The 20037-nt window shown below is 62.3% G+C and carries 18 protein-coding genes; 11 read left to right on the forward strand and 7 right to left on the reverse strand.

The genetic code is table 11. The annotated features are described in order from the left end of the window. The first annotated feature begins 38 nt into the window (after positions 1-38). From paaA to M5J06_RS08605, 9 genes are read left to right on the forward strand one after another with little or no spacing between them, the layout of a single operon-like run. Positions 39-1025 carry a 1,2-phenylacetyl-CoA epoxidase subunit PaaA gene (paaA, locus tag M5J06_RS08565; protein ID WP_070561838.1) on the forward strand — a complete coding sequence of 329 codons (987 nt, stop codon included), beginning with the start codon at positions 39-41 and terminating at the stop codon, positions 1023-1025. 47 nt (positions 1026-1072) lie between these two features. Continuing rightward, positions 1073-1360: a 1,2-phenylacetyl-CoA epoxidase subunit PaaB gene (gene paaB / locus M5J06_RS08570; RefSeq protein WP_039672784.1), complete on the forward strand. Its 288-nt coding sequence runs from the start codon at positions 1073-1075 to the stop codon at positions 1358-1360. Beyond that, positions 1357-2193, forward strand: a complete 837-nt coding sequence (paaC, locus tag M5J06_RS08575) for a 1,2-phenylacetyl-CoA epoxidase subunit PaaC (RefSeq protein ID WP_070561840.1) — start codon at positions 1357-1359, stop codon at positions 2191-2193. The genes paaB and paaC overlap by 4 nt, the downstream gene beginning before the upstream one ends. Before the next feature lie 27 nt (positions 2194-2220). Further along, positions 2221-2760 (forward strand): 1,2-phenylacetyl-CoA epoxidase subunit PaaD, encoded by a 540-nt coding sequence (paaD, locus tag M5J06_RS08580; RefSeq protein WP_070561842.1) that lies wholly within the window; start codon positions 2221-2223, stop codon positions 2758-2760. After that, positions 2760-3920 (forward strand): 1,2-phenylacetyl-CoA epoxidase subunit PaaE, encoded by a 1161-nt coding sequence (gene paaE, locus M5J06_RS08585; protein ID WP_154736135.1) that lies wholly within the window; start codon positions 2760-2762, stop codon positions 3918-3920. The genes paaD and paaE overlap by 1 nt, the downstream gene beginning before the upstream one ends. A gap of 11 nt (positions 3921-3931) precedes the next feature. Then, on the forward strand, positions 3932-4708 hold the full coding sequence (locus M5J06_RS08590; RefSeq protein ID WP_239249183.1) for an enoyl-CoA hydratase/isomerase family protein: 777 nt from the start codon (positions 3932-3934) through the stop codon (positions 4706-4708). 50 nt (positions 4709-4758) lie between these two features. Then, on the forward strand, positions 4759-5955 hold the full coding sequence (locus tag M5J06_RS08595) for a thiolase family protein (protein ID WP_144014793.1): 1197 nt from the start codon (positions 4759-4761) through the stop codon (positions 5953-5955). Beyond that, positions 5956-6723, forward strand: coding sequence for an enoyl-CoA hydratase/isomerase family protein (locus M5J06_RS08600; RefSeq protein ID WP_250224424.1), 768 nt, complete (start codon positions 5956-5958; stop codon positions 6721-6723). A 28-nt stretch (positions 6724-6751) separates the two neighbouring features. Next, entirely contained in the window at positions 6752-7603 is an 852-nt protein-coding gene (locus M5J06_RS08605; protein WP_070561852.1) for a 3-hydroxyacyl-CoA dehydrogenase family protein, read from the forward strand. Here the strand turns inward: M5J06_RS08605 and M5J06_RS08610 are convergent. The 7 genes from M5J06_RS08610 to M5J06_RS08640 all read right to left on the reverse strand — a co-directional run bounded on the left by M5J06_RS08610 (position 7591) and on the right by M5J06_RS08640 (position 16087). Beyond that, a complete protein-coding gene (locus M5J06_RS08610) occupies positions 7591-8328 on the reverse strand; it encodes a response regulator (RefSeq protein ID WP_070561854.1) in 738 nt (245 codons plus the stop codon). The genes M5J06_RS08605 and M5J06_RS08610 overlap by 13 nt on opposite strands. Further along, positions 8325-10922 carry an ATP-binding protein gene (locus M5J06_RS08615; protein ID WP_250224425.1) on the reverse strand — a complete coding sequence of 866 codons (2598 nt, stop codon included), beginning with the start codon at positions 10920-10922 and terminating at the stop codon, positions 8325-8327. Before M5J06_RS08615 ends, M5J06_RS08610 begins: the two co-directional genes overlap by 4 nt. Positions 10923-10945: 23 nt before the next feature. After that, on the reverse strand, positions 10946-11497 hold the full coding sequence (locus tag M5J06_RS08620; protein WP_070561857.1) for a potassium-transporting ATPase subunit C: 552 nt from the start codon (positions 11495-11497) through the stop codon (positions 10946-10948). 29 nt (positions 11498-11526) lie between these two features. Next, positions 11527-13596, reverse strand: a complete 2070-nt coding sequence (gene kdpB, locus M5J06_RS08625) for a potassium-transporting ATPase subunit KdpB (RefSeq protein WP_437177589.1) — start codon at positions 13594-13596, stop codon at positions 11527-11529. Further along, entirely contained in the window at positions 13593-15305 is a 1713-nt protein-coding gene (kdpA, locus tag M5J06_RS08630) for a potassium-transporting ATPase subunit KdpA (RefSeq protein ID WP_437177590.1), read from the reverse strand. The genes kdpB and kdpA overlap by 4 nt, the downstream gene beginning before the upstream one ends. Further along, entirely contained in the window at positions 15305-15400 is a 96-nt protein-coding gene (kdpF, locus tag M5J06_RS08635) for a K(+)-transporting ATPase subunit F (RefSeq protein ID WP_039672809.1), read from the reverse strand. Before kdpF ends, kdpA begins: the two co-directional genes overlap by 1 nt. Before the next feature lie 276 nt (positions 15401-15676). After that, complete coding sequence (locus M5J06_RS08640) at positions 15677-16087, reverse strand: PaaI family thioesterase (RefSeq protein WP_070510093.1); 411 nt, start codon at positions 16085-16087, stop codon at positions 15677-15679. A 102-nt stretch (positions 16088-16189) separates the two neighbouring features. Here M5J06_RS08640 and paaZ point away from each other — a divergent pair, with 102 nt between their 5' ends. Beyond that, on the forward strand, positions 16190-18250 hold the full coding sequence (gene paaZ, locus M5J06_RS08645) for a phenylacetic acid degradation bifunctional protein PaaZ (RefSeq protein ID WP_070561863.1): 2061 nt from the start codon (positions 16190-16192) through the stop codon (positions 18248-18250). Positions 18251-18326: 76 nt separating this feature from the next. Further along, positions 18327-20027 (forward strand): FAD-binding dehydrogenase, encoded by a 1701-nt coding sequence (locus M5J06_RS08650; protein WP_250224427.1) that lies wholly within the window; start codon positions 18327-18329, stop codon positions 20025-20027. The last annotated feature ends 10 nt before the right edge of the window (positions 20028-20037 follow it).

Below are 20037 nucleotides of genomic sequence, written 5' to 3' on the forward strand. Positions count from 1 at the left end.
CCGAGCCGACACTGAGCAGAGAGGGAACGATTCCTCCCATGACCCCATCAGAAAAGACACTCGCCGCCGTCCCGGCCGCGGATGACGCACAAGCACAGCAGCACTTCGACGAGCTCATCGCCGAAGACTCCCGCATCGAGCCCACCGACTGGATGCCGGCCGCCTACCGTAAGACCTTGACGCGCCAGATTTCCCAGCACGCACACTCCGAAATCATCGGCATGCAGCCGGAGGCCAACTGGATTACCCGCGCACCGTCACTTAAGCGCAAGGCCATCCTCATGGCGAAGGTGCAGGACGAGGCCGGCCACGGCCTCTACCTCTACTCCGCCGCGGAGACCTTGGGCACGCCGCGCGACGAGCTGGTGCAGCAGCTGCTCGACGGCACCGCCAAGTACTCCTCCATCTTCAACTACCCGGCGCGCACGTGGGCCGACATCGGAGCCATCGGCTGGCTGGTGGATGGCGCCGCCATCTGCAACCAGGTTCCGCTCTGCCGTGCTTCCTACGCACCCTATGGCCGCGCCATGGTTCGCATCTGTAAGGAAGAGTCCTTCCACCAGCGCCAGGGCTGGGAGATCCTCTACGAGCTTTCCCACGGAACGCCCGAGCAGAAGCAGATGGCGCAGGAAGCCATCAACCGCTTCTACGGGCCGGCACTGCAGATGTTCGGCCCACCGGACGATGACTCCCCCAACTCCAAGCAGTCCATGGCATGGAACATCAAGCGCTTTTCCAACGACGAGCTGCGCCAGCGCTTCGTGGACATGATCGTTCCGCAGGCCGAGGCCCTTGGCCTGCACTTCGAAGACCCAGACCTGAAGTGGAACGAGGAGCGCGGCCACTATGACTTCGGCGAGCTCGACTGGTCCGAATTCAAGGCCGTCATCAAGGGCGAGGGTCCCTGCAATGTGCAGAGGATGCAGCGGCGTCGCCAAGCACATGCCGACGGCGCCTGGGTCCGCGAAGCCGCCGCGGCCTACGCGGAGAAGCACCACTCGGCTGATACCTCGCTTATCGCCTAAGCCCAAGCACACCGCCCAACCAGCCTCGACACTTTAAGGAAAATTCCATGTCTAGCTCTAACTGGCCCATGTGGGAGGTCTTCGTACGTTCCTCCCGCGGCCTCTCCCACGTCCACGCCGGCTCGCTGCATGCACCGGATGCCACGATGGCCCTGCGCAATGCCCGCGATCTCTACACCCGGCGCAACGAAGGTACCTCCGTCTGGGTCGTGCCCAGCGAAGCCATCGCCTCCTCCGACCCCGACTCCAAGGGCGGATTCTTCGAATCCCCGCAGGGTAAGAGCTACCGCCACGCCACCTACTACGACAAGTCGGAAGGAGTGCCGCACCTGTGACCGGATTTGCAGCCGCCGATTCTGCGACGAAGCAATCGCAGGGCAACGGCATCACCGCAGAAGACATCGCCGCTTCCGGCGCAGTCGCCCCCGAGGACACCGCACGCTATGCCCTCATGTTGGGCGATGACGCCCTCATCTTGGCCCAGCGCCTGGGCTGGTGGATTTCGCGAGCACCAGAGATGGAAGAGGACATCGCACTGGGCAACATCGCCCTCGATCTCATCGGGCATGCCCGCTTCCTGCTAACCTACGCCGGTACCGCATGGGGCAAGACCGAGGATGACTTGGCCTACTTCCGTAACGAGGAGGAGTTCCGCTCCGCGCGCCTCGTCGAACAGGAGAACGGGGACTTCGGCTACACCATCGCCCGCCAGCTGCTCTTTTCCTATTACCAATACGGGCTCTACACCGCCCTGCTGGAGTCGAAGGATGAGACGCTGGCAGCTATCGCGGCCAAGGCTATCAAGGAAGTTGAGTACCACATCGACCACGCCAACCAGTGGATTCTGCGTCTTGGTCTCGGTACCGAGGAATCCCACCGCCGGATCACGGAGGGCCTGATGTACATGTGGCCCTACCTCGACGAGCTTTTCGAGGACCTCCCGCTCCACGAGAAACTCGCGGCAGAAGGCATCGCTGTTCTTCCTTCCAGCCTGCGCGCGCAGTTCGATGAGCGCATCGCCTATGTCCTGGACAAGGCTGGCCTAGCCATCCCGGACGTCAAGCAGGCGCGCTCCGGGCAACGCACTGGACGCTTCTCCGAGCACCGCGGCTACATCCTCGCAGAGATGCAGTCCTTGGCGCGCCAGCACCCCGGCGCGACCTGGTAAAGAAAAGGAAAGGACCAAGGTTTCATCGTGTCCATCACAGACAAATCCCACCCGCTGCGCCCCACGCAGCCTGACGACGCCCACGTGTGGGACGTCGCCGCCGAGGTGCCCGATCCGGAAATCCCTGTCATTTCCATCGCTGACCTTGGGATCCTGAGAGGTGCTCGCCTCGAAGGCGACACCGCGGTGGCCACGATTACCCCGACCTATTCCGGATGCCCCGCCATGGAGCACATCACGACGGACATCACCAAAGCATTGACGGATGCCGGCTACGCCAAGGTACGCGTTGACCTCGTGCTCCAGCCCGCGTGGTCTACCGACTGGATGACGGAGACCGGCCGGCAAAACCTCAAGGACTATGGCATTGCCCCTCCCTCCGGGAAAACCCGGGCCACGCCAGAAGGTCCCATCCCGCTAACGCTTGGACCGCCGCCGACCATCGAATGCCCCCACTGTGGCTCCCGCCGCACTCGTAAGCTTGCCCAATTCGGTTCCACGTCCTGCAAGGCCCTCTACAACTGCCAGGACTGCTTGGAACCCTTCGACTACTTCAAGGTGCACTAATGACCACGACCCCGTCTGCCCCCGCAAAAAAGAAGGCCACGTTCAACACCCTGACCGTGTCCGACGTGCGCGCATTGACTAAGGACTCCGTGGAGGTTTCCTTCGCCATCCCTCCGGAGCTGCAAGACGACTATGACTACATCCCCGGCCAGTACGTTGCCCTGCGGGCGACTATCGACGGCCGCGAAGTCCGCCGCTCCTATTCCATCTGCGATGTGCCACGCGACGGTATCCTGCGCGTCGCCATTAAGCGTGACCGCGGTGGCGTGTTCTCCACGTGGGCCAACGACACCCTGAAGCCCGGCGACACCATGGACGTGATGAACCCGCAGGGCGCGTTCACCTCAAAGACCCACCTCACCGGTCTCAACAACCCCGAGGCCGTGCGCGAAGAGCTGGAGAAGCTAGAGAACCCACACCTCGTGGCCATTGCAGCGGGCTCCGGCATCACGCCGATCATGGCCATCGCCCAGACCGTGCTCCATACCTCCCCCGACACCACATTTGAGCTCATCTTTGCCAACAAGGGCGGCGGCGACGTCATGTTCGCCGAGGAGATCGGTGACCTCAAGGACAAGTTCCCTACCCGCTTTGCCGTGCACCACGTCCTGTCCCGCGAGCAGCGCGTCAATCCGCTGTTTTCTGGGCGCATCGATGCTGAAAAACTCCAGACTCTACTGGATAACGTCGTGCGCACGGACACCGTCGACGAATGGTTCCTCTGCGGCCCCTTCGAGCTGGTGCAGCTGGTCCGCGACGAGCTGGCCAGCCGTGACGTAGGTGAGAAGGACGTGCGCTACGAGCTGTTTACCACCGGCAAGCCCTCCGGAGACCAGAACCAGGCTGGCCGCCACGTGGAGGTCGATCCGGAAGGCGATAACGTCACCATCAACTTCCAGCTCGATGGTCTCTCCGGCTCCGTTGAATCCCCGGTCTCTGCCAATGAGTCTCTGCTCAACGCCGCCTTGCGTGTGCGTTCCGACGTCCCCTTCGCCTGCGCCGGCGGCGTGTGCGGCACCTGCCGCGCCAAGCTGGTCGAGGGCGAGGTCGACATGGCGGAGAACTACGCGCTGGAGGCCGATGAGGTCAAGGCCGGCTACATCCTGACCTGCCAGTCGCGCCCCACCACGCCGAACATCGTCCTCGACTTTGACGCCTAGGAGTAACACACATGATCGACCTGCATCACGACGCCGAAGCCGGAGTCGTCGAGCTCGTACTCAACAACCCCAAGGCCCTCAATTCCCTCGCGGAAGAAGACCTCGCCGAGCTCTCCCGCTCCCTCGATGAGGCCGCGCAGCTTAGCCCCCGCGCGCTCATACTGCGCGGCGAAGGCAAGGGCTTTTGCGCCGGCCGCAACATCAAGGGGCTCAACCCGCGCGAAGACGACGCCACCGCATACCTCGCGGGCGTGGTTACCCCGGTGCTCAAGAAGATCGATAACTTCCCCGCCCCCACCTTCGCCGCCGTGCACGGGCCCTGCCTGGGCGTAGGCCTCGGCCTCGTCTTGGCCTGTGACGTCGTGTACGTCGCCGAAGACGCCAAGTTCGGCTCCCCGTTTGCCAACCTGGGCGCCACCCTGGATTCGGGCGGGCACTCCCTCTTCGTCGAACGTCTAGGAACGCACCGCGCGATGGACCTCATCATCACCGGCGATCTCATCTCCGGCGCGGAGGCAGTGCGCGCGGGGCTCTTCTCCCGCGCCATCCCGGCAGAGGAGCTGCTGGGGTTCACTCGGGACGTCGCCAAGCGCGCAGCCCACGGCGCCACCCAAGCTTTCCTCACCAGCCGCACCCTGGTCCAGGACATCCGCGATAACGGCACTGGGCTGTGGGCCAGCGTCGATGCCGAAAACGTTGCCCAGGGAAAGCTCTGCAATACCGAGGACTACTACGAAGGCTTCGCTGCTTTCAACGAGAAGCGCCCGCCGGTCTTCCACGGACGCTAGACCTCACGACCTTCTACACCACACAACAGCTACAACAGCTAAGGAATCACATGACTGCATACCTGGTATCCGGCTTCCGCACCCCCGTGGGCCGCTATGGCGGCGCACTGTCCTCGGTTCGCCCAGATGACCTCATGGCCACCGCCATCAAGAAGACGGTGGAGGAGGCTGGCCTCGACCCCTCCGCAGTGGATGAAGTCATCATCGGCAACGCCAACGGCGCCGGTGAGGAGAACCGCAACGTTGCCCGCATGTCCTGGCTGCTCGCCGGGTTCCCGGACACCGTTCCGGGCATTACAGTCAACCGCCTGTGCGCGTCAGGTATGTCCTCGATTGCCCTGGCCACTGCCCTCGTGGAATCCGGCCAAGCAGATATCGTCATCGCCGGCGGCGTCGAGTCCATGTCCCGCGCTCCCTGGGTCATGGAGAAGCCGAACAAGCCTTTTGCCAAGCCAGGCCAAGCCTTCGATACCTCCATTGGCTGGCGCTTTGCCAACCCGAAGTTCGCGGAGCAGGAGAAGATGACCTACTCCATGCCGGAGACCGCCGAGGAAGTGGCCAATGTCTTCGGCATTAGCCGCGAGGAAGCCGACGCCTTCGCCGTGCGTTCCCAGGAGCGCGCGCTCGTTGCTATCGAAGCCGGCAAATTCGCCCGGGAGATCGTGCCCGTCGAGGTCACTGACCGCAAGGGCAACGTCACCGTGGTCGATACCGATGAAGGCCCCCGCCCGGGCACCACGATGGAGGTTCTGGCCAAGCTGCGCCCGGTGACCTCCCTGGGAGATGTCACCACGGCGGGCAACGCCTCCTCGCTCAACGACGGCGCCTCCTGCGTCATTGTCGCTTCCGAAGAAGCCCTCAAGAAGCACAACCTGACCGCCCGCGCCCGCGTGGTGGCCAACTCCGCGCGCGGTGTGCGCCCAGAGATCATGGGCACGGGCCCCATCCCGGCGACCCGCGACGTGCTGGAGCGCGCCGGCTGGGAGCTCGACAGCGTGGACGCCGTCGAGCTCAACGAAGCTTTTGCCACTCAGTCACTGGCCTGCATCCGCGAGCTGGGCTTGGACGAGGACAAGGTCAACGCCTGGGGAGGCGCCATCGCGCTGGGCCACCCGCTGGGGTCCTCCGGTTCCCGCATCACGTTGACCCTGCTCAACCGCCTGGAAACGGACGGACTGCGCCGCGGCATCGCCACCATGTGCGTGGGCGTGGGCCAGGGCACCGCGATTGCGATTGAGAGGGTGTAGATGACTACTGCCATTGAGATTTCGACGCGTGGCGAGAACGACGAGATTGTCATCGCCAAGCTCAACCGCCCCAAGGTACGCAACGCCATCGATGAGCAGATGGTGACGGAGTTCCACGAGCTCTGCGCGCAACTCGAATCCGATCCGCGCATCCTCATCATCACCGGCTGCACCGTGGACACCCCGAAGGGCCCTCGCGGCATCTTCGCCTCCGGGGCGGACATCGCGCAGCTTCGTGAGCGCCGTCGCGAGGACGCCCTCCGCGGCATCAACTCCGGCATCTTCCACCGCATCGCCTCACTGCCTGCCCCCGTCATCGCGGCGGTAGATGGCTACGCTCTCGGTGGCGGTCTCGAGCTGGCCTTGGCGGCCGACTTCCGCGTGTCCACGCCCTTTGCCAAGTTTGGGCAGCCCGAGGCCGGATTGGGCATCGCTGCCGCCGCGGGTGCTACCTGGCGCCTCAAGGAGTGCGTGGGCACCCCGCTGGCGAAGGAGATTCTGCTGGCTGGACGCATCCTCAACGGCGAGGAGGCGCTGGCCAACCACCTGGTCAGCGAGCTGCACGAGCCGGATGCGCTTGTCGACGGCGCCCTGGAACTAGCCGGGCGCATTGCCAAGCAAGACCCGCTCGCCGTACGCCTGACCAAGCAGCTCATCGCCATGCCAGATGCTGCGCACCCAGCGGTGGATAACATCGCCCAGGCTGTGCTCTTTGAGTCCCCCGCCAAGTTTGAGCGGATGCAGGCCTTCCTGGACCGCAAGAAATAAACCTTCCACTCACAAGGAGATTCAACTCATGTCCTCAGTACTGCAGGTTCCTGCCAAGGTCGGCGTGCTCGGCGGCGGCCGTATGGGCGCAGGCATCGCTCACGCCTTCCTGGCCGCCGGCGCGTCCGTGACCGTGGTGGATATCAACGATGACGCCGTGGCCGCCGCCCGCGAGCGCGTGCACAAGGCCATCCGCGGCTCCCTCGACCGCGGCGCGGAAGGAACCTTCGAATCCTGGGATGAGCGTCTCAGCTTGTCCACCACTGCCTCCGCCTTTGCTGGCTTCGACCTCGTGATTGAAGCAGTTCCGGAGTCGATGGATCTCAAGGTGGCCGCCTTTAGGGATATTGCTGAGGCGGCCCCGCAGGCCGTCGTCGCCACCAATACCTCCTCGCTGTCGGTATCCCAGTTGGCGGAAAGCATCCCCAACGACGTCATCGGCCTGCACTTCTTCAACCCGGTCCCGGCCTCCAAGCTGGTGGAAGTGGTTATTGCCGAGTCCACCCCGGAAGCGCTCGTGGACACCGCCAAGGGCTGGGTCGAGGGCCTGGGTAAGACCGCCGTAGTGGTCAAGGATGCCCCTGGCTTCGCTTCCTCTCGTCTCGGCGTGGCCATCGCGCTTGAGGCTATCCGCATGGTGGAGGAAGGCGTGGCCTCACCGCGCGATATCGACAACGCCATGGTGCTGGGCTACAAGTTCCCCATCGGCCCGCTGGAGCTGACCGATATCGTGGGCCTGGATGTGCGCCTCGGCATCGCCGAATACCTTGAATCCCAGCTGGGTGAGCGCTTTAGCCCGCCGCAGCTCATGCGCGACATGGTCGCGCGCGGCGAGCTGGGCCGCAAGTCCGGCAAGGGCTTCTACAACTACTCCGAGTAGCCACTCCCTCCCGCGCCCGGCTCTGGCACCACGAAGCGGTACCCCAAGCCGGGCTCCGTGAGGAGGAAGGCGGGATTAGCTGGGTCATCCTCTAGCTTGCGGCGCAACTGGGAGGTGTAAATACGCAGGTAGTGCCCCTGCCCCTCAAAGCCTGGACCCCAGATTTCAGAAAGCAGATCCTCTTTGCGTACCAAGCCGCCGTGGGCGCGAAGCAACGTGGTGAGCACGCCCCACTCGGTGGGGGTCAGGTGCAGCGGCTCACCGTCTTTAGTGATGGAATGGCGCGGAACGTCGATCAGAACGTCCCCGGCGCGTACCACAGCGGTCTCAGTGCGCCTCACTGGACTCTGTGGGCTACCATGTCTTAGCGCCACGCGCACGCGGGCCAGAAGCTCCTCCATAGAGAAGGGCTTGGTGACGTAGTCGTCCGCGCCGCGGTCGAGAGCTGCGGCGCTGAACAGCGGATCAGAGCGTGCCGTCAAGATGATCACCGGTACTGCAGACCATCCGCGGATTCCTTCCAACACGACGGTTCCGTCCATATCCGGTAACCCCATGTCCAAGATGACTACGTCTGGCTGCTGCTGTGACACCACCTGCAGTCCCTCAGCACCTGTACGTGCTGGGTGAACCTCGTAGCCCCGAGCCTTGAAATTAATGCTCAGTGTGTTGAGCAGACGCGGGTCATCGTCCACGATGGCGATGCTAGTTTTCTTCGTCGTCATTTTTGTTCTCCTCCCGCGACGGGAAACCGCAAAATAAAGGTTGCGCCCGGGGTGGCAGCTACCTCGATGCTACCGCCCATGGCCTCCACAAAGCCTTGAACAACAGAAAGGCCAAGGCCCACTCCGTTGTCGTTGCTGGTATCACCCAAACGCTGAAACGCCTGGAACAGTTCCTTCTGTTTCTCCGGCGGGATACCCGGTCCTTCATCGCCGACAATCAGTTCCACCTGTTCGGCGATAGTCTGAGCACTCATCCTCACCTGGCCAGTCGGCGCATAACGCAGGGCGTTATCAAAGAGATTGGCCAAGACACGCTCCATGAGGGCTGCATCCGCGCAGCACGTAACTCCACGCACACTAGGGTCCAAATGGATGCGCCCAATTTGCTCCGGGGAATGCCCAAAGGCGCAGGAAGCGATGGCACGATGAGCCACCTCTGCCACCTCGACGACGTCGTGGCGAGCGGTGATTGCTCCAGCGGTAAGCCGGGAGTAATCCAACAAATTGGTGACCAACCCGGTGAGTTCCTCGATGCTCGCCGCAGTTTCTGCCAAAAGCATATCTTGGTCCTCGGGAGTGAATTCAATGTCGGCATTACGCAATGACGACACCGCCAACTTGGCCGTTGCCAACGGAGTACGCAAATCGTGGCTCACACTCGACAGCAGCGCTCGCCGCAGCTCGTCTGCAGCGGCTATCGCATCAGCGCGCGCGGCCTCAGCAGAAAGCTTTTCGCGGCGAACAATACCCGCGAGATAGCCCGCGACCACGGTGACAAGGCCACGATCCCGGGCAGACAGAGTCGGGCCCGCAAGACGAAGCTGAACCGTCCCATCTTCGCTCGCCACAACGGTGTCCACTGTCTGTTCATGGCGCACTTTCTCGGGAATATGAAGGTGCCTCGAGGTGCGCTCGGGGCTAACTGCGCGCCAGGTGGCAAGGACGTCACCGTTGTCATCCAACAGCTCCGCTCGACGACAATTGAATGCCTCCCCCACCTTGCGCATCACGGCATCTTTCGGGGAGGAATCCGCTCGGCGATTCAACGCGGCACGGGAAAACACCGTAAGCAGCTCAGCATCACGCGCAGCCACAGCTGCATTCGCCCGCTCAATCTTGGCGCGGCGCACAAGAATGCCGACTGCCAGAGCGATAGCCACCATGACCACGGCGATGACAGCGTTAGCGGGATCGGCGATGTCGAAGGTATGGATTGGCTCGGTGAAAAACCAATTGACCGCCAAACCGGAAGCCACCGCCACCACCACGGCCGGCCACAGGCCACCCACCAAACTGACAAACAGAATGAGTGCAAAGTAGAACGCAGAACAGGTACCTGTTCCCAAGTCCTGGCCGTCAGCCTGCACTAACAACGCAGTGAGTCCGACGAAGGCCAACGCTGAACTAAGCCACGCGATTGCACGCTGCGGGAAGGGCCGGAAAGGATGCAGCATACGTGTGAGCGGAAGCGGCTTTTCCGGGGGAAGATTGACAAGGTGGCAGTCAATCGAGCCGGATTCGCGCAGTACTGTCTCTGCTACCGTGCTGTGCCAGTGCACGCCGAAACGCCGCCGCGGCGACACCCCGACAACAAGCTGGGTAGCGTTGACGCTTCGCGCAAAGTTGAGCAGAGCTTCCGGCACGGAGTCCCCAGTAACCTGGTGCAGCCGCGCACCCACATCGTGGGCCAGGGTCTGCAGCCGGGCAAGTTGTTGCGCCGATCCCGCCACCGAAGAGGAACGCGACGTGAAGGAATCACCAAAAACGACGTGGACCACATGCAGTTCCGCCGAAGATTTCGTCGCGATGCGCCGCCCGCGCCGGATCAGGGTCTCAGCATGGGCAACGTTTTGGATGGCCACAACTACCCGCTCACGTGCTTCCCACGTATCGGTGATTTTTTGATCCGAGCGATACGTAATGAGTGCTTCATCAACCTGATCTGCCAGCCAGAGCAGTGCCAACTCGCGCAACGCGGTGAGGTTTCCCACGCGGAAGTAGTTGTTGAGTGCAGGTTCGATGCGTGCTTCGCGGTACACGTGTCCGTCGCTAAGCCGGGTGCGCAGAAGCTGCGGGGAGACGTCGACCAACTCGATTTCATTCGCAGCACGCACTACCTCATCCGGCACGGTTTCCTGCGGTGCGATGCCAGTAATCTGCTTAACAACATCGTTGAGGCTCTCCAGATGCTGGATATTGAGAGTCGAGATAACGTCGATTCCGGCATCCAGAATCTCTTCGATGTCTTCCCAGCGCTTCTCGTGCTCTTCGTCGCGAGGATTGGAGTGGGCAAACTCATCGACAAGGACAATGTCAGGTTTCCGCGTGATGACCGCAAAGGTATCCAACTCCCCGGCGGACAGACCGTCAACGGTGCGTCGCGGAATGATCTCCAAACCCTCGCACAAGGCTTTCGTATATGCGCGACCGTGGTCTTCCACAATGCCGACGACAACGTCACGGCCTTGGTTAATCAGCGTGTGCGCCTCACTAAGCATGGCGCAGGTTTTGCCCGCGCCGGGAGCGGCGCCCAACAAAATCTTCAAGGTGCCGCGTTTGGTGCGCGAGGACGGCGCAGTTGCTTCGGTCAACATTGCTTCATCTTATGAGCTGATCTTTATGAACAGGGAGTAGGCGTGGGCAACGACATATTGAGAGTTGTCACATTGACCGTGTCTTCGCCTAGAAACCCGAGGCTGGCATGCTCCGTGTTCTCGGCGATGAGCTTTTCCATCTCTTCCACGCTGATGCCCTGCTCCCGAGCCACACGCGGAGCTTGCAGCTCGGCGTACACGGGGCTGATACCGGAATCCACTCCGGAACCGGAGCCCGTGACGGCGTCGGCAGGCACACGGTCTTCGCTTACGCCTTCCCGCTGGGCAATAGCGGCGCGGCGTTCCTGGATGTTCTTCTCCAGCTCCGTGCTGCTCGTACCGTAGTTACTCATTCCCTCGGCGCGAGGGAAGAAGTAGGGGCCCTCGCTCACCCCGTCTTGGATTTGGGTAGAGCCCACGAGGCACTCTCCTTGGTAGATGAGATTGCCGTCGGCGGACTGCGGTGTGATGCGGGAAATGGCCCACACAGCCGCCGGATAGACCATGCCGAGTGCTACGACGCAGAGCAGCACGGCGACAAAACCGGCAATGAGGTTACGCAGATAAACACGCATTGTTCTTCCTTTTTCTTTGCAGGTTCTCTTTAGAGGCCTGGGAGGAGGGAGACGACCTGGTCAATGAGCCAGATGCCAATGAACGGGGTAATCACGCCGCCTAGTCCCCAAATACCGAGGTTGCGGCGCAACAGGGAGGACGCGGAGGCTGGCTTATACGACACGCCCTTGAGCGCCAAGGGGATGAGCGCGACGATGATGAGCGCGTTAAAGATCACCGCAGACACGATGGCGGACTCAGGCGAATGCAGGTGCATGATGTTGAGGCGTTCCAAGTGCGGCAACTGCGCGGAGAAGAGCGCCGGCAGGATGGCGAAGTACTTTGCCAAGTCGTTGGCCAAGGAGAAGGTGGTCAACGCACCACGGGTGATCAGCAGCTGCTTACCAATGCGAACGACGTCGATAAGCTTCGTCGGATCAGAGTCCAGGTCCACCATGTTGGCGGCTTCCTTCGCCGCGGAGGTACCAGTGTTCATGGCTACTCCCACATCCGCCTGCGCCAGGGCCGGGGCGTCGTTGGTGCCGTCACCGGTCATGGCCACCATGCGGCCTTGCGCCTGTTCTTCGCGGATGCGGGCGAGCTTATCTTCCGGGGTGGCCTCGGCGATGTAGTCATCGACACCGGCTTCCTTAGCAATGGCCGCGGCGGTCAGCGGGTTGTCGCCGGTGACCATGATGGTTTTGATACCCATCTGGCGCAGCTCGGCGAAACGCTCGGCCATGCCGGGCTTGACGACGTCACTCAGCTGCACCACCGCGATCACCTTGCGGCTGCCATCGGATTCTTCCACGGCAACTGGCAGCGGGGTGCCGCCGTCTTGCGCAATCTGGGTTACTGAATCCTCGATCTCTTGCGGCCACGCGCCGCCTGCCTCAGTTACCCACTTTCGCACGGCGTCGCCCGCGCCCTTGCGCAGCTTTCTGTTAGCCAGGTCGAGACCAGACATCCTGGTAGAAGCGCTGAACGGGATGACTTCAGCCTTCCGAGCTTCCGCGTCGCCCTCGCTAGACAGAGAGTAGTTCTCCGTCAACCAGGAGACGATGGAGCGGCCCTCCGGGGTTTCATCCGCCAGGGAAGAAATGCGTGCAATCTCTGCAGCTTCACGTTCGTTCACACCCGAAGCCACGATCAGGCCCGTGGCCTGGCGGTTGCCGTACGTGATGGTGCCGGTCTTATCCATAAGAAGCGTGGCGACGTCACCGGCTGCTTCCACCGCACGGCCGGAAGTGGCCAGAACGTTGTGGCGAACGAGGCGGTTCATGCCGGCGATACCCACGGCGGATAGCAGTGCGGCGATGGTCGTCGGGATGAGGCATACCAGCAGCGCGACGAGGGACAGCGGGGACAACTCAGCGCCGGTGAACAAACCCATGGGAGCCAAAGCCGTCACGGCGATGAGGAAGAGGATGGTCAGCGTGGAGAGCAGGATGCTCAGCGCAATCTCATTCGGAGTCTTGCGGCGTTCGGCTCCTTCCACCAGAGCAATCATCGTGTCCACAAAGGTGGAACCCGGTTCAGAGGTGATCTTGACCTTGATGGAGTCAGAGAGCACCACAGTGCCGCCAGTCACGGCACAGCGGTCACCGCCGGCCTCGCGGACGACGGGAGCCGATTCACCCGTGATAGCAGACTCGTCGACGGTAGCGGCGCCTTCGATGACGTCACCGTCACCCGGGATGGTCTCTCCGGCCTCCACTCGCACGATAGATCCTCTCGTGAGCTCAGACGCAGGGACCACCTCAATGCCGGAGTCCGTTATGAGGTTGGCAGTAGCATCATCACGCACAGAGCGCAGGCTGTCGGCCTGGGCCTTTCCGCGGCCTTCGGCATAAGCCTCCGCAAAGGCCGCGAAGGCGATAGTGAACCACAGCCATATAGTCACGACCCATCCATAGAAGCTGGGGTTGATGATGGACCACACCGTAGTCAGTGCGGCGCCGACCCACACGACGAACATCACGGGGTTGCGTGCTTGGGCAAGCGGGGACATTTTGCTCGGCAGCGCCTTCAGCGCCGCAGCGGCAAGACCGCTGTTTTGGTCCGCAGTCTTTGTGCGAGGAGCCTTGACCTGCTCAGCGGTCATGGTAGGGGTTGTCATGATAGTGCCTCCGAAATGGGACCCAGGGTGAGGACGGGGAAGAAGGTGAGTGCTGCGACCAGCAGGATGACGCCGATGGTCAACAGGGAGAAGGTGATGCCGGAGGTGGGTAAGCTGCCTGCGGTGGTGGCCTGGCGCTTCTGTCCTGCCAGGCTTCCGGCTAGGTAAAGGGCGAAGACGATGGGCAGGAAGCGGCCCAACAGCATGGCCAAGCCCAAAGTGATCTGCCACCAGGGCTCAGTCACCGTCAGTCCGGCAAAAGCAGAACCGTTGTTATTCGCCGCCGAGGTAAAGGCGTAGAGAACTTCCGACAGGCTGTGGGCATTATCAGCCGTGCCCGGCGCACCGAAGTTGGTCGCTGAAGCTTCCACGAGTTTGCGCTGCGCCACGGAGGCTCCGACGCCCACGAGGACTAGAACCGGCATGGTGAGGATGTAGAGGCTGACTGCCGAAATTTCCTTGCGTCCAATCTTGTTGCCCATAAACTCCGGTGTGCGGCCTACCAGGAGACCACCGATGAACACTGCTAGGATGGCCACAATCAAGAGGCCATAGAGGCCAGTGCCCACACCGCCTGGAGCGATCTCACCCAGCAGCATGTTGAGGATGAGCAAGCCGCCGCCCAGCGGGGAATAGCTATCGTGCATGGAGTCCACCGCACCCGTCGAGGTACCCGTGGTGGACACGGCGAACAATGCCGAAGCGTCAATGCCAAGGCGCTGTTCGATACCTTCCATGTTGGCGCCTGCCAACTGGGAAGCACCGCCGACGAGGGTGTGCTGTGCCCAGGTCACTAGGACAACCATCACGGTCCACAGACCACCGGCAACGCCGAGCAGCGTCCACGCGTGCTTCTGCGATTTAAGCATCACGCCGTACGTGCGAATCATGCAGAAAGAGATGACGAGCAGGGAGAAGATCTCCACCAGGTTGGTAAAGCCCGTTGGATTCTCAAACGGGTGCGCCGAGTTAGCTCCGAAGATGCCACCACCGTTGGTGCCCAGCAGCTTAATAGCTTCTTGGCTGGCCACAGGAGCACGGGAGATATCCACGCCAGAGTCAGTGACCAGGTTGGATCCAAAGGTTTGCATGGTTCCGCCAAGGATGAGCACGGTGGAAATAATGAGTGACAGGGGAAGCAGGATGCGAACCAGACCACGGGTGAGGTCCACCCAGAAGTTACCTATGAGCTTCTGACCATCCTGCGTTGCCGCCACGTCGCGCTGGTAACCCAGGTGGCCGATGCCACGGATCAACGCAACAGCCACGCACATGCCCACAGCAGCCGAGGCAAAGTTTTGTACGGTCAGGCCCAGCATCTGCGAAGCATTGGTCAGGGTGTCTTCGCCGGAATAGGACTGCCAGTTGGTGTTGGAAGTAAAGGAGGCCGCAGTGTTGAAGGCCATCCACGGCTCCACTGCGTCTTCGCGGGCGTTGCCAAAGCTTGGCAGCACTGCTTGGAGCCGCTGCACTGCGTAAAGAACCAAGACGGAGGCCAGGCTGAAGCCCAGCAGCGCACGAGTGTAGTTCTTGGCGTTATGGCCCCGGTTGGGGTCAACCCGCAAAATTCTGTATATGAGGCGCTCGACAGCCCAGTCTTTTTCAGAGGTATAGGTACGAGCCATCCAGTTACCAAGCGGCACATAAGCCGCCGCTAGAAGGGCAAAGAGGGCGAGGTACTGCGGTGCTACCGCCACAATGCTGGCGATCATGCGAAACGCTCCGGGTCAATAAGAGAAATGATGAGATAGGCCACGAGCGCGACAACAATAATGAGCCCGATAACCGCTGTGATGGTGTTCATGATTTACGCGTCTCCGTCCATAAACTCGTTGATGGCGGAGGGAGCGCTAAATGTAAGGACCACGATCACGATGACCAGAATGTCCAACATGTGGGAGAGACCCCCTTGGGTGAAAGCAATACAAGGTGTGCCCGGTGCCCCAGAGCATCGAGCGCCGGTGCTGGTGAGCACCTGCCGAGCATTGACGTTAGGCCCGCTCCCCCCTAGACCTACGGGTTATTTGCGGCATCTTTACACCCCTTGACCCCGATTTTTACGCTTTATTTACGGACTCCCTTACTTCCCTTCCGCTTTAGGGGAAATCAACGCATTCGTGATACGCGCCGTGCACAGTCTCCTCCCCTCGTCATCTGTAATGACGATCTCGTGGGAGCACAGCGTCTTACCCAGCTTGATAGCGGTGGCCGTCGCCGTGACCTGACCCGAGCGCCCGGAGGCGTGGTGCGTCGCGTTGATGTCCACGCCGACAGCGACCTTGCCCAGCGTCGAGGCGTGAATCACCGCCGCCCAGCTGCCGACGGCCTCAGCGATACAGGCCATCGCGCCGCCGTGAAGCAGCCCGAAGGATTGGGTGTTGCCCTCAACCGGCATGGTGGCCACCACCCGCTCGGCTGACTCTTCCAGGATTTCTACGCCCATCTTCTTGTCCAGCTCACCCAACTGAATCTTCCATACCTCTGCGGCCATGCCGTGCTCCTTACTTAATCCTAGAAATGTGACGCAGACTATACTAGCCTGTATTTACTGACCAACCGTTCGGAAACTAATGGAAAGGCCAAACTTTTCGCTATGACTGAAGCCCTCGTCCCCAGCTATCTCTCCGGCCAGTGGCTCACCCCGGACAACCCTTCGCGCGTTGCGGACGTGCACGACGCCTCCACCGGGGATGTCGTCGCCCTAGTTAGCGCCGAAGGCCTCGACATCGCCGGCGCTATCGATTACGCCCGCAGCACCGGGCGCGAAGGGCTACAGAAGCTCACCTTCCACGAGCGCGCCCTCAAGCTCAAGGAGCTGGCGATCTATCTCCAAGATCACCGCGAAGAGCTCTACGAACTGGCCAACAAGGCCGGCGCTAACAAGCGCGATAATTTCGTCGATATCGACGGCGGCATTTCCACCATGTTCACCTTCTCCTCGAAGGGCCGCCGCGAGATGCCCAACTGCACCGTCATGCCGGATGGTGAGGCGGAGGTCTTTTCCAAGGACGGCTCCTTCATTGGCCGCCACATCTACACCTCCATCCCCGGCGTCGCGGTGCAGATCAACGCCTTCAACTTCCCCGTCTGGGGCATGCTGGAAAAGTTCGCCCCGGCTTTCATCGCGGGCGTGCCTTCCATTGTTAAGCCCGCTACGCCCACCGGCTACATCACCGCGGCCTGCGTGCGCCTCATGATCGATTCCGGAATTCTTCCGGAGGGCAGCCTGCAGCTCATCTCCGGCTCCGCCCGCGACCTGCTAGATCACCTGGATTACCGCGATCACGTGGCCTTCACCGGCTCCGCCGACACCGCGAATACCCTGCGCGCACACCGCAACGTCATCGAGGGTGGCATCCAGTTCAGCGCGGAGGCGGACTCCCTCAATGCCGCCATCCTCGGCGCAGATGTTACCGCGGATTCCCCGGAATTCGATGCCTTCGTCAAGGCGGTCTTCGGCGAGATGACCTCGAAGGCGGGCCAGAAGTGTACAGCCATCCGCCGCGCCATCGTCCCGCATGCGCTTGTCGACGCCACCATCGAAGCCCTCAGCGCACGCCTGCGCGACAAGGTCGTCGTGGGCGATCCGCGTGATGCCTCCGCCACCATGGGCCCGCTGGTCTCCGCGGATCAGAAGGCGGACGTCGCGGAGGCCGTCGAGAAGCTCAAGGCAGGCGGCGGTGAGGTTGCCTACGGCGGAGAGGAGGCCGAGGGCGCCTTCTTTAACCCCACTATCCTGCGCTTTGCCGATAACCGTGCCCAGGCCGTCCACGACACCGAGGCCTTCGGCCCCGTCGTCTCCTTCCTGGGCTACGACTCCCCCGCCGAGGCTGTCGAGCTCGCCGCCCTGGGCTCCGGCTCATTGGTCGCCTCCGTTATTACGCACGATCCCCAGCTCGCCCGCGAATATGCCCTCGGCATCGCCGCCCACCACGGCCGCCTGCACTTCCTCGACCGCGATGATGCGAAGACCTCCACCGGCCACGGCTCTCCCCTTCCGCACCTCGTGCACGGCGGGCCGGGCCGCGCCGGTGGCGGCGAGGAGCTGGGTGGTGTGCGCGGCATCCTGCATTACATGCAGCGCACCGCAGTTCAGGGAACCCCGGATCACCTCACCGCCATCACCGGCCAGTGGCACCGCGGCGCCGCCGTGCAGCGCGTCACCCGCGCGGACGTCGACAGTGGCCAGGGCACCCACCCCTTCCGCAAGGACCTGGCAACACTGCAGATCGGTGACCAGTTCGCCTCTGATCTGCGCCACGTCTCCCTCGAAGAGATCCTCGAGTTCGCAGAGAAGACCGGCGATACCTTCTACGCCCACACGGATGAGGAGGCCGCCACCGCCAACCCCTTCTTCCCGCGCCGCGTCGCACACGGTTACCTGCTGGTCTCCTGGGCAGCTGGACTCTTCGTGGAGCCGGCACCGGGCCCGGTCCTGGCTAACTACGGCCTGGAGAACCTGCGCTTCATCACGCCGGTGACCTATGACGATTCCATCCGCGTAGAGCTGACCGCCAAGCGCATCACCCCGCGCGTCACCGATGATTACGGTGAGGTCTGCTGGGACGCCGTGCTCTACAACCAGGAGGATGAGATTGTGGCGACCTACGACGTCCTCACCCTCGTGGAGAAGGTCAACACGACCTACGCCTAGCGCACGCTCTCTGCTTAAAACCGAAGCTGCGAGCCAAGTCACACAATCGAGGCTAGTTTCTTTTATCATTACTGTCATGAAAGAAACTACTTCGGATGAGAATTCCATCATCATCGTCGGCAGCGGCCTCGCCGGCATGGTCGCCGGCTATGAGGCCCTCAAGGGCGGCAAGCACGTCATCTTCCTTGAACAAGAAAACCGCAATAACCTCGGCGGGCAGGCTTTTTGGTCACTCGGCGGGCTGTTCTATGTCAATTCTCCCGAACAATCCATGATGCGGGTCAAGGACTCCGAAGAGTTGGCGTGGCGGGACTGGACCAACTCTGCCGACTATGACCCGGTGACCGAGGATGACCGGCACGACTACTGGGGCGAGAAATGGGGCCGCGAATACGTGCGCTTCGCCGCCAATGAAAAGCGCGGCTACCTCAAGTCCTTGGGCCTCAACGTCCTCCCCACCATCGGCTGGGCCGAGCGCGGTTCCGGGGATGCCTCCGGCCACGGCAACTCCGTGCCGCGCTTCCACCTCACCTGGGGCACGGGCCCAGAGGTCGTGCGCGTCTTCCGCGAACCACTCCTTAAAGCAGAAGAACAAGGCCAGGTAGAATTCCACTTCCGCCACCGGGTGGACGAGCTCGTCGTCGACAACGACGACACTGGCAGTCCCCGCGTCGTCGGCGTGCGCGGCAGCGTCCTCTCCCCCACCAGCCAGGCGCGTGGTGAGGCGAGTCCGAGGGACGTCGTCAAGCACTTTGAGCTCCGCGGCTCCGCCGTGGTCATCGCCACCGGCGGCATCGGCGGCAACCTGGAGAAGGTACGCAAGATGTGGCCCACTGAGCGTTGGGGCGAATGCCCGAAGGAGCTGGTCACGGGTGTTCCCGCGCATGTCGACGGCCGCGGCATCGACATCGCCCAGCAGGCCGGTGCCTCCGTGGTCAACACCGACCGCATGTGGGCCTACACCGAGGGCATGACCAACTGGAATTCCATCTGGCCCGGCCACGGCATCCGCATCATCCCCGGACCCTCGGCGCTGTGGCTCGACGCCGAAGGAAACCGCCTGCCCACCACCCTCTTCCCCGGCACCGATAACCTGGCCGCACTCGCCCACATTGGCCAGACCGGCCACGGCTATTCCTGGTTCGTGCTCAACAAGGCCATCGTGGACAAGGAGTTCATCTTCTCCGGCTCGGAGCAGAACCCGGATCTGACGGATAAGGAATTCAAGAAGCTTGCCGGCAAGCTGGGCCCGGGCACGCACGTAGCCGTCAAGGCCTTCATGGACAACGGTATCGACTGGATCGTGGAAGACAACCTGGAGGATCTCGTCGCCGGAATGAACCAGATTTCTCCAGAGGGCTCCCCCACCATTGATCTGGCCCAACTTCAAAAAGTCCTGGAAGACCGCGATTCTCAGCTGGACAATCCCTTCAGCAAGGACGCCCAAGTCAACTACCTGCGCGTCGCCCGCGGCTTCTTAGGCGACAAACTCATCCGCGTGGCTCCCCCGCACCGCATCCTCGATGAATCCAAGGGCCCGCTCATCGCGGTGCGCCTGAAGTTCCTCACCCGCAAGACGCTCGGTGGCCTGGAGACCAACCTCGATGGCCAGTGCCTCAATCCCGATGGCACGGTACTCCCCGGCCTTTACGCCTGCGGTGAGGCCTCCGGTTTCGGTGGCGGCGGCATGCACGGCAAGAATGCGCTGGAGGGCACCTTCCTCGGCGGATGCATCCACTCTGGCAAGCGTGTGGGCGAAGCGTTGGCGCGCGGCTAGCACGGTTTTC

The organism is Corynebacterium intestinale (assembly GCF_023574125.1).
GTDB classification, from domain to species: domain Bacteria; phylum Actinomycetota; class Actinomycetes; order Mycobacteriales; family Mycobacteriaceae; genus Corynebacterium; species Corynebacterium hesseae.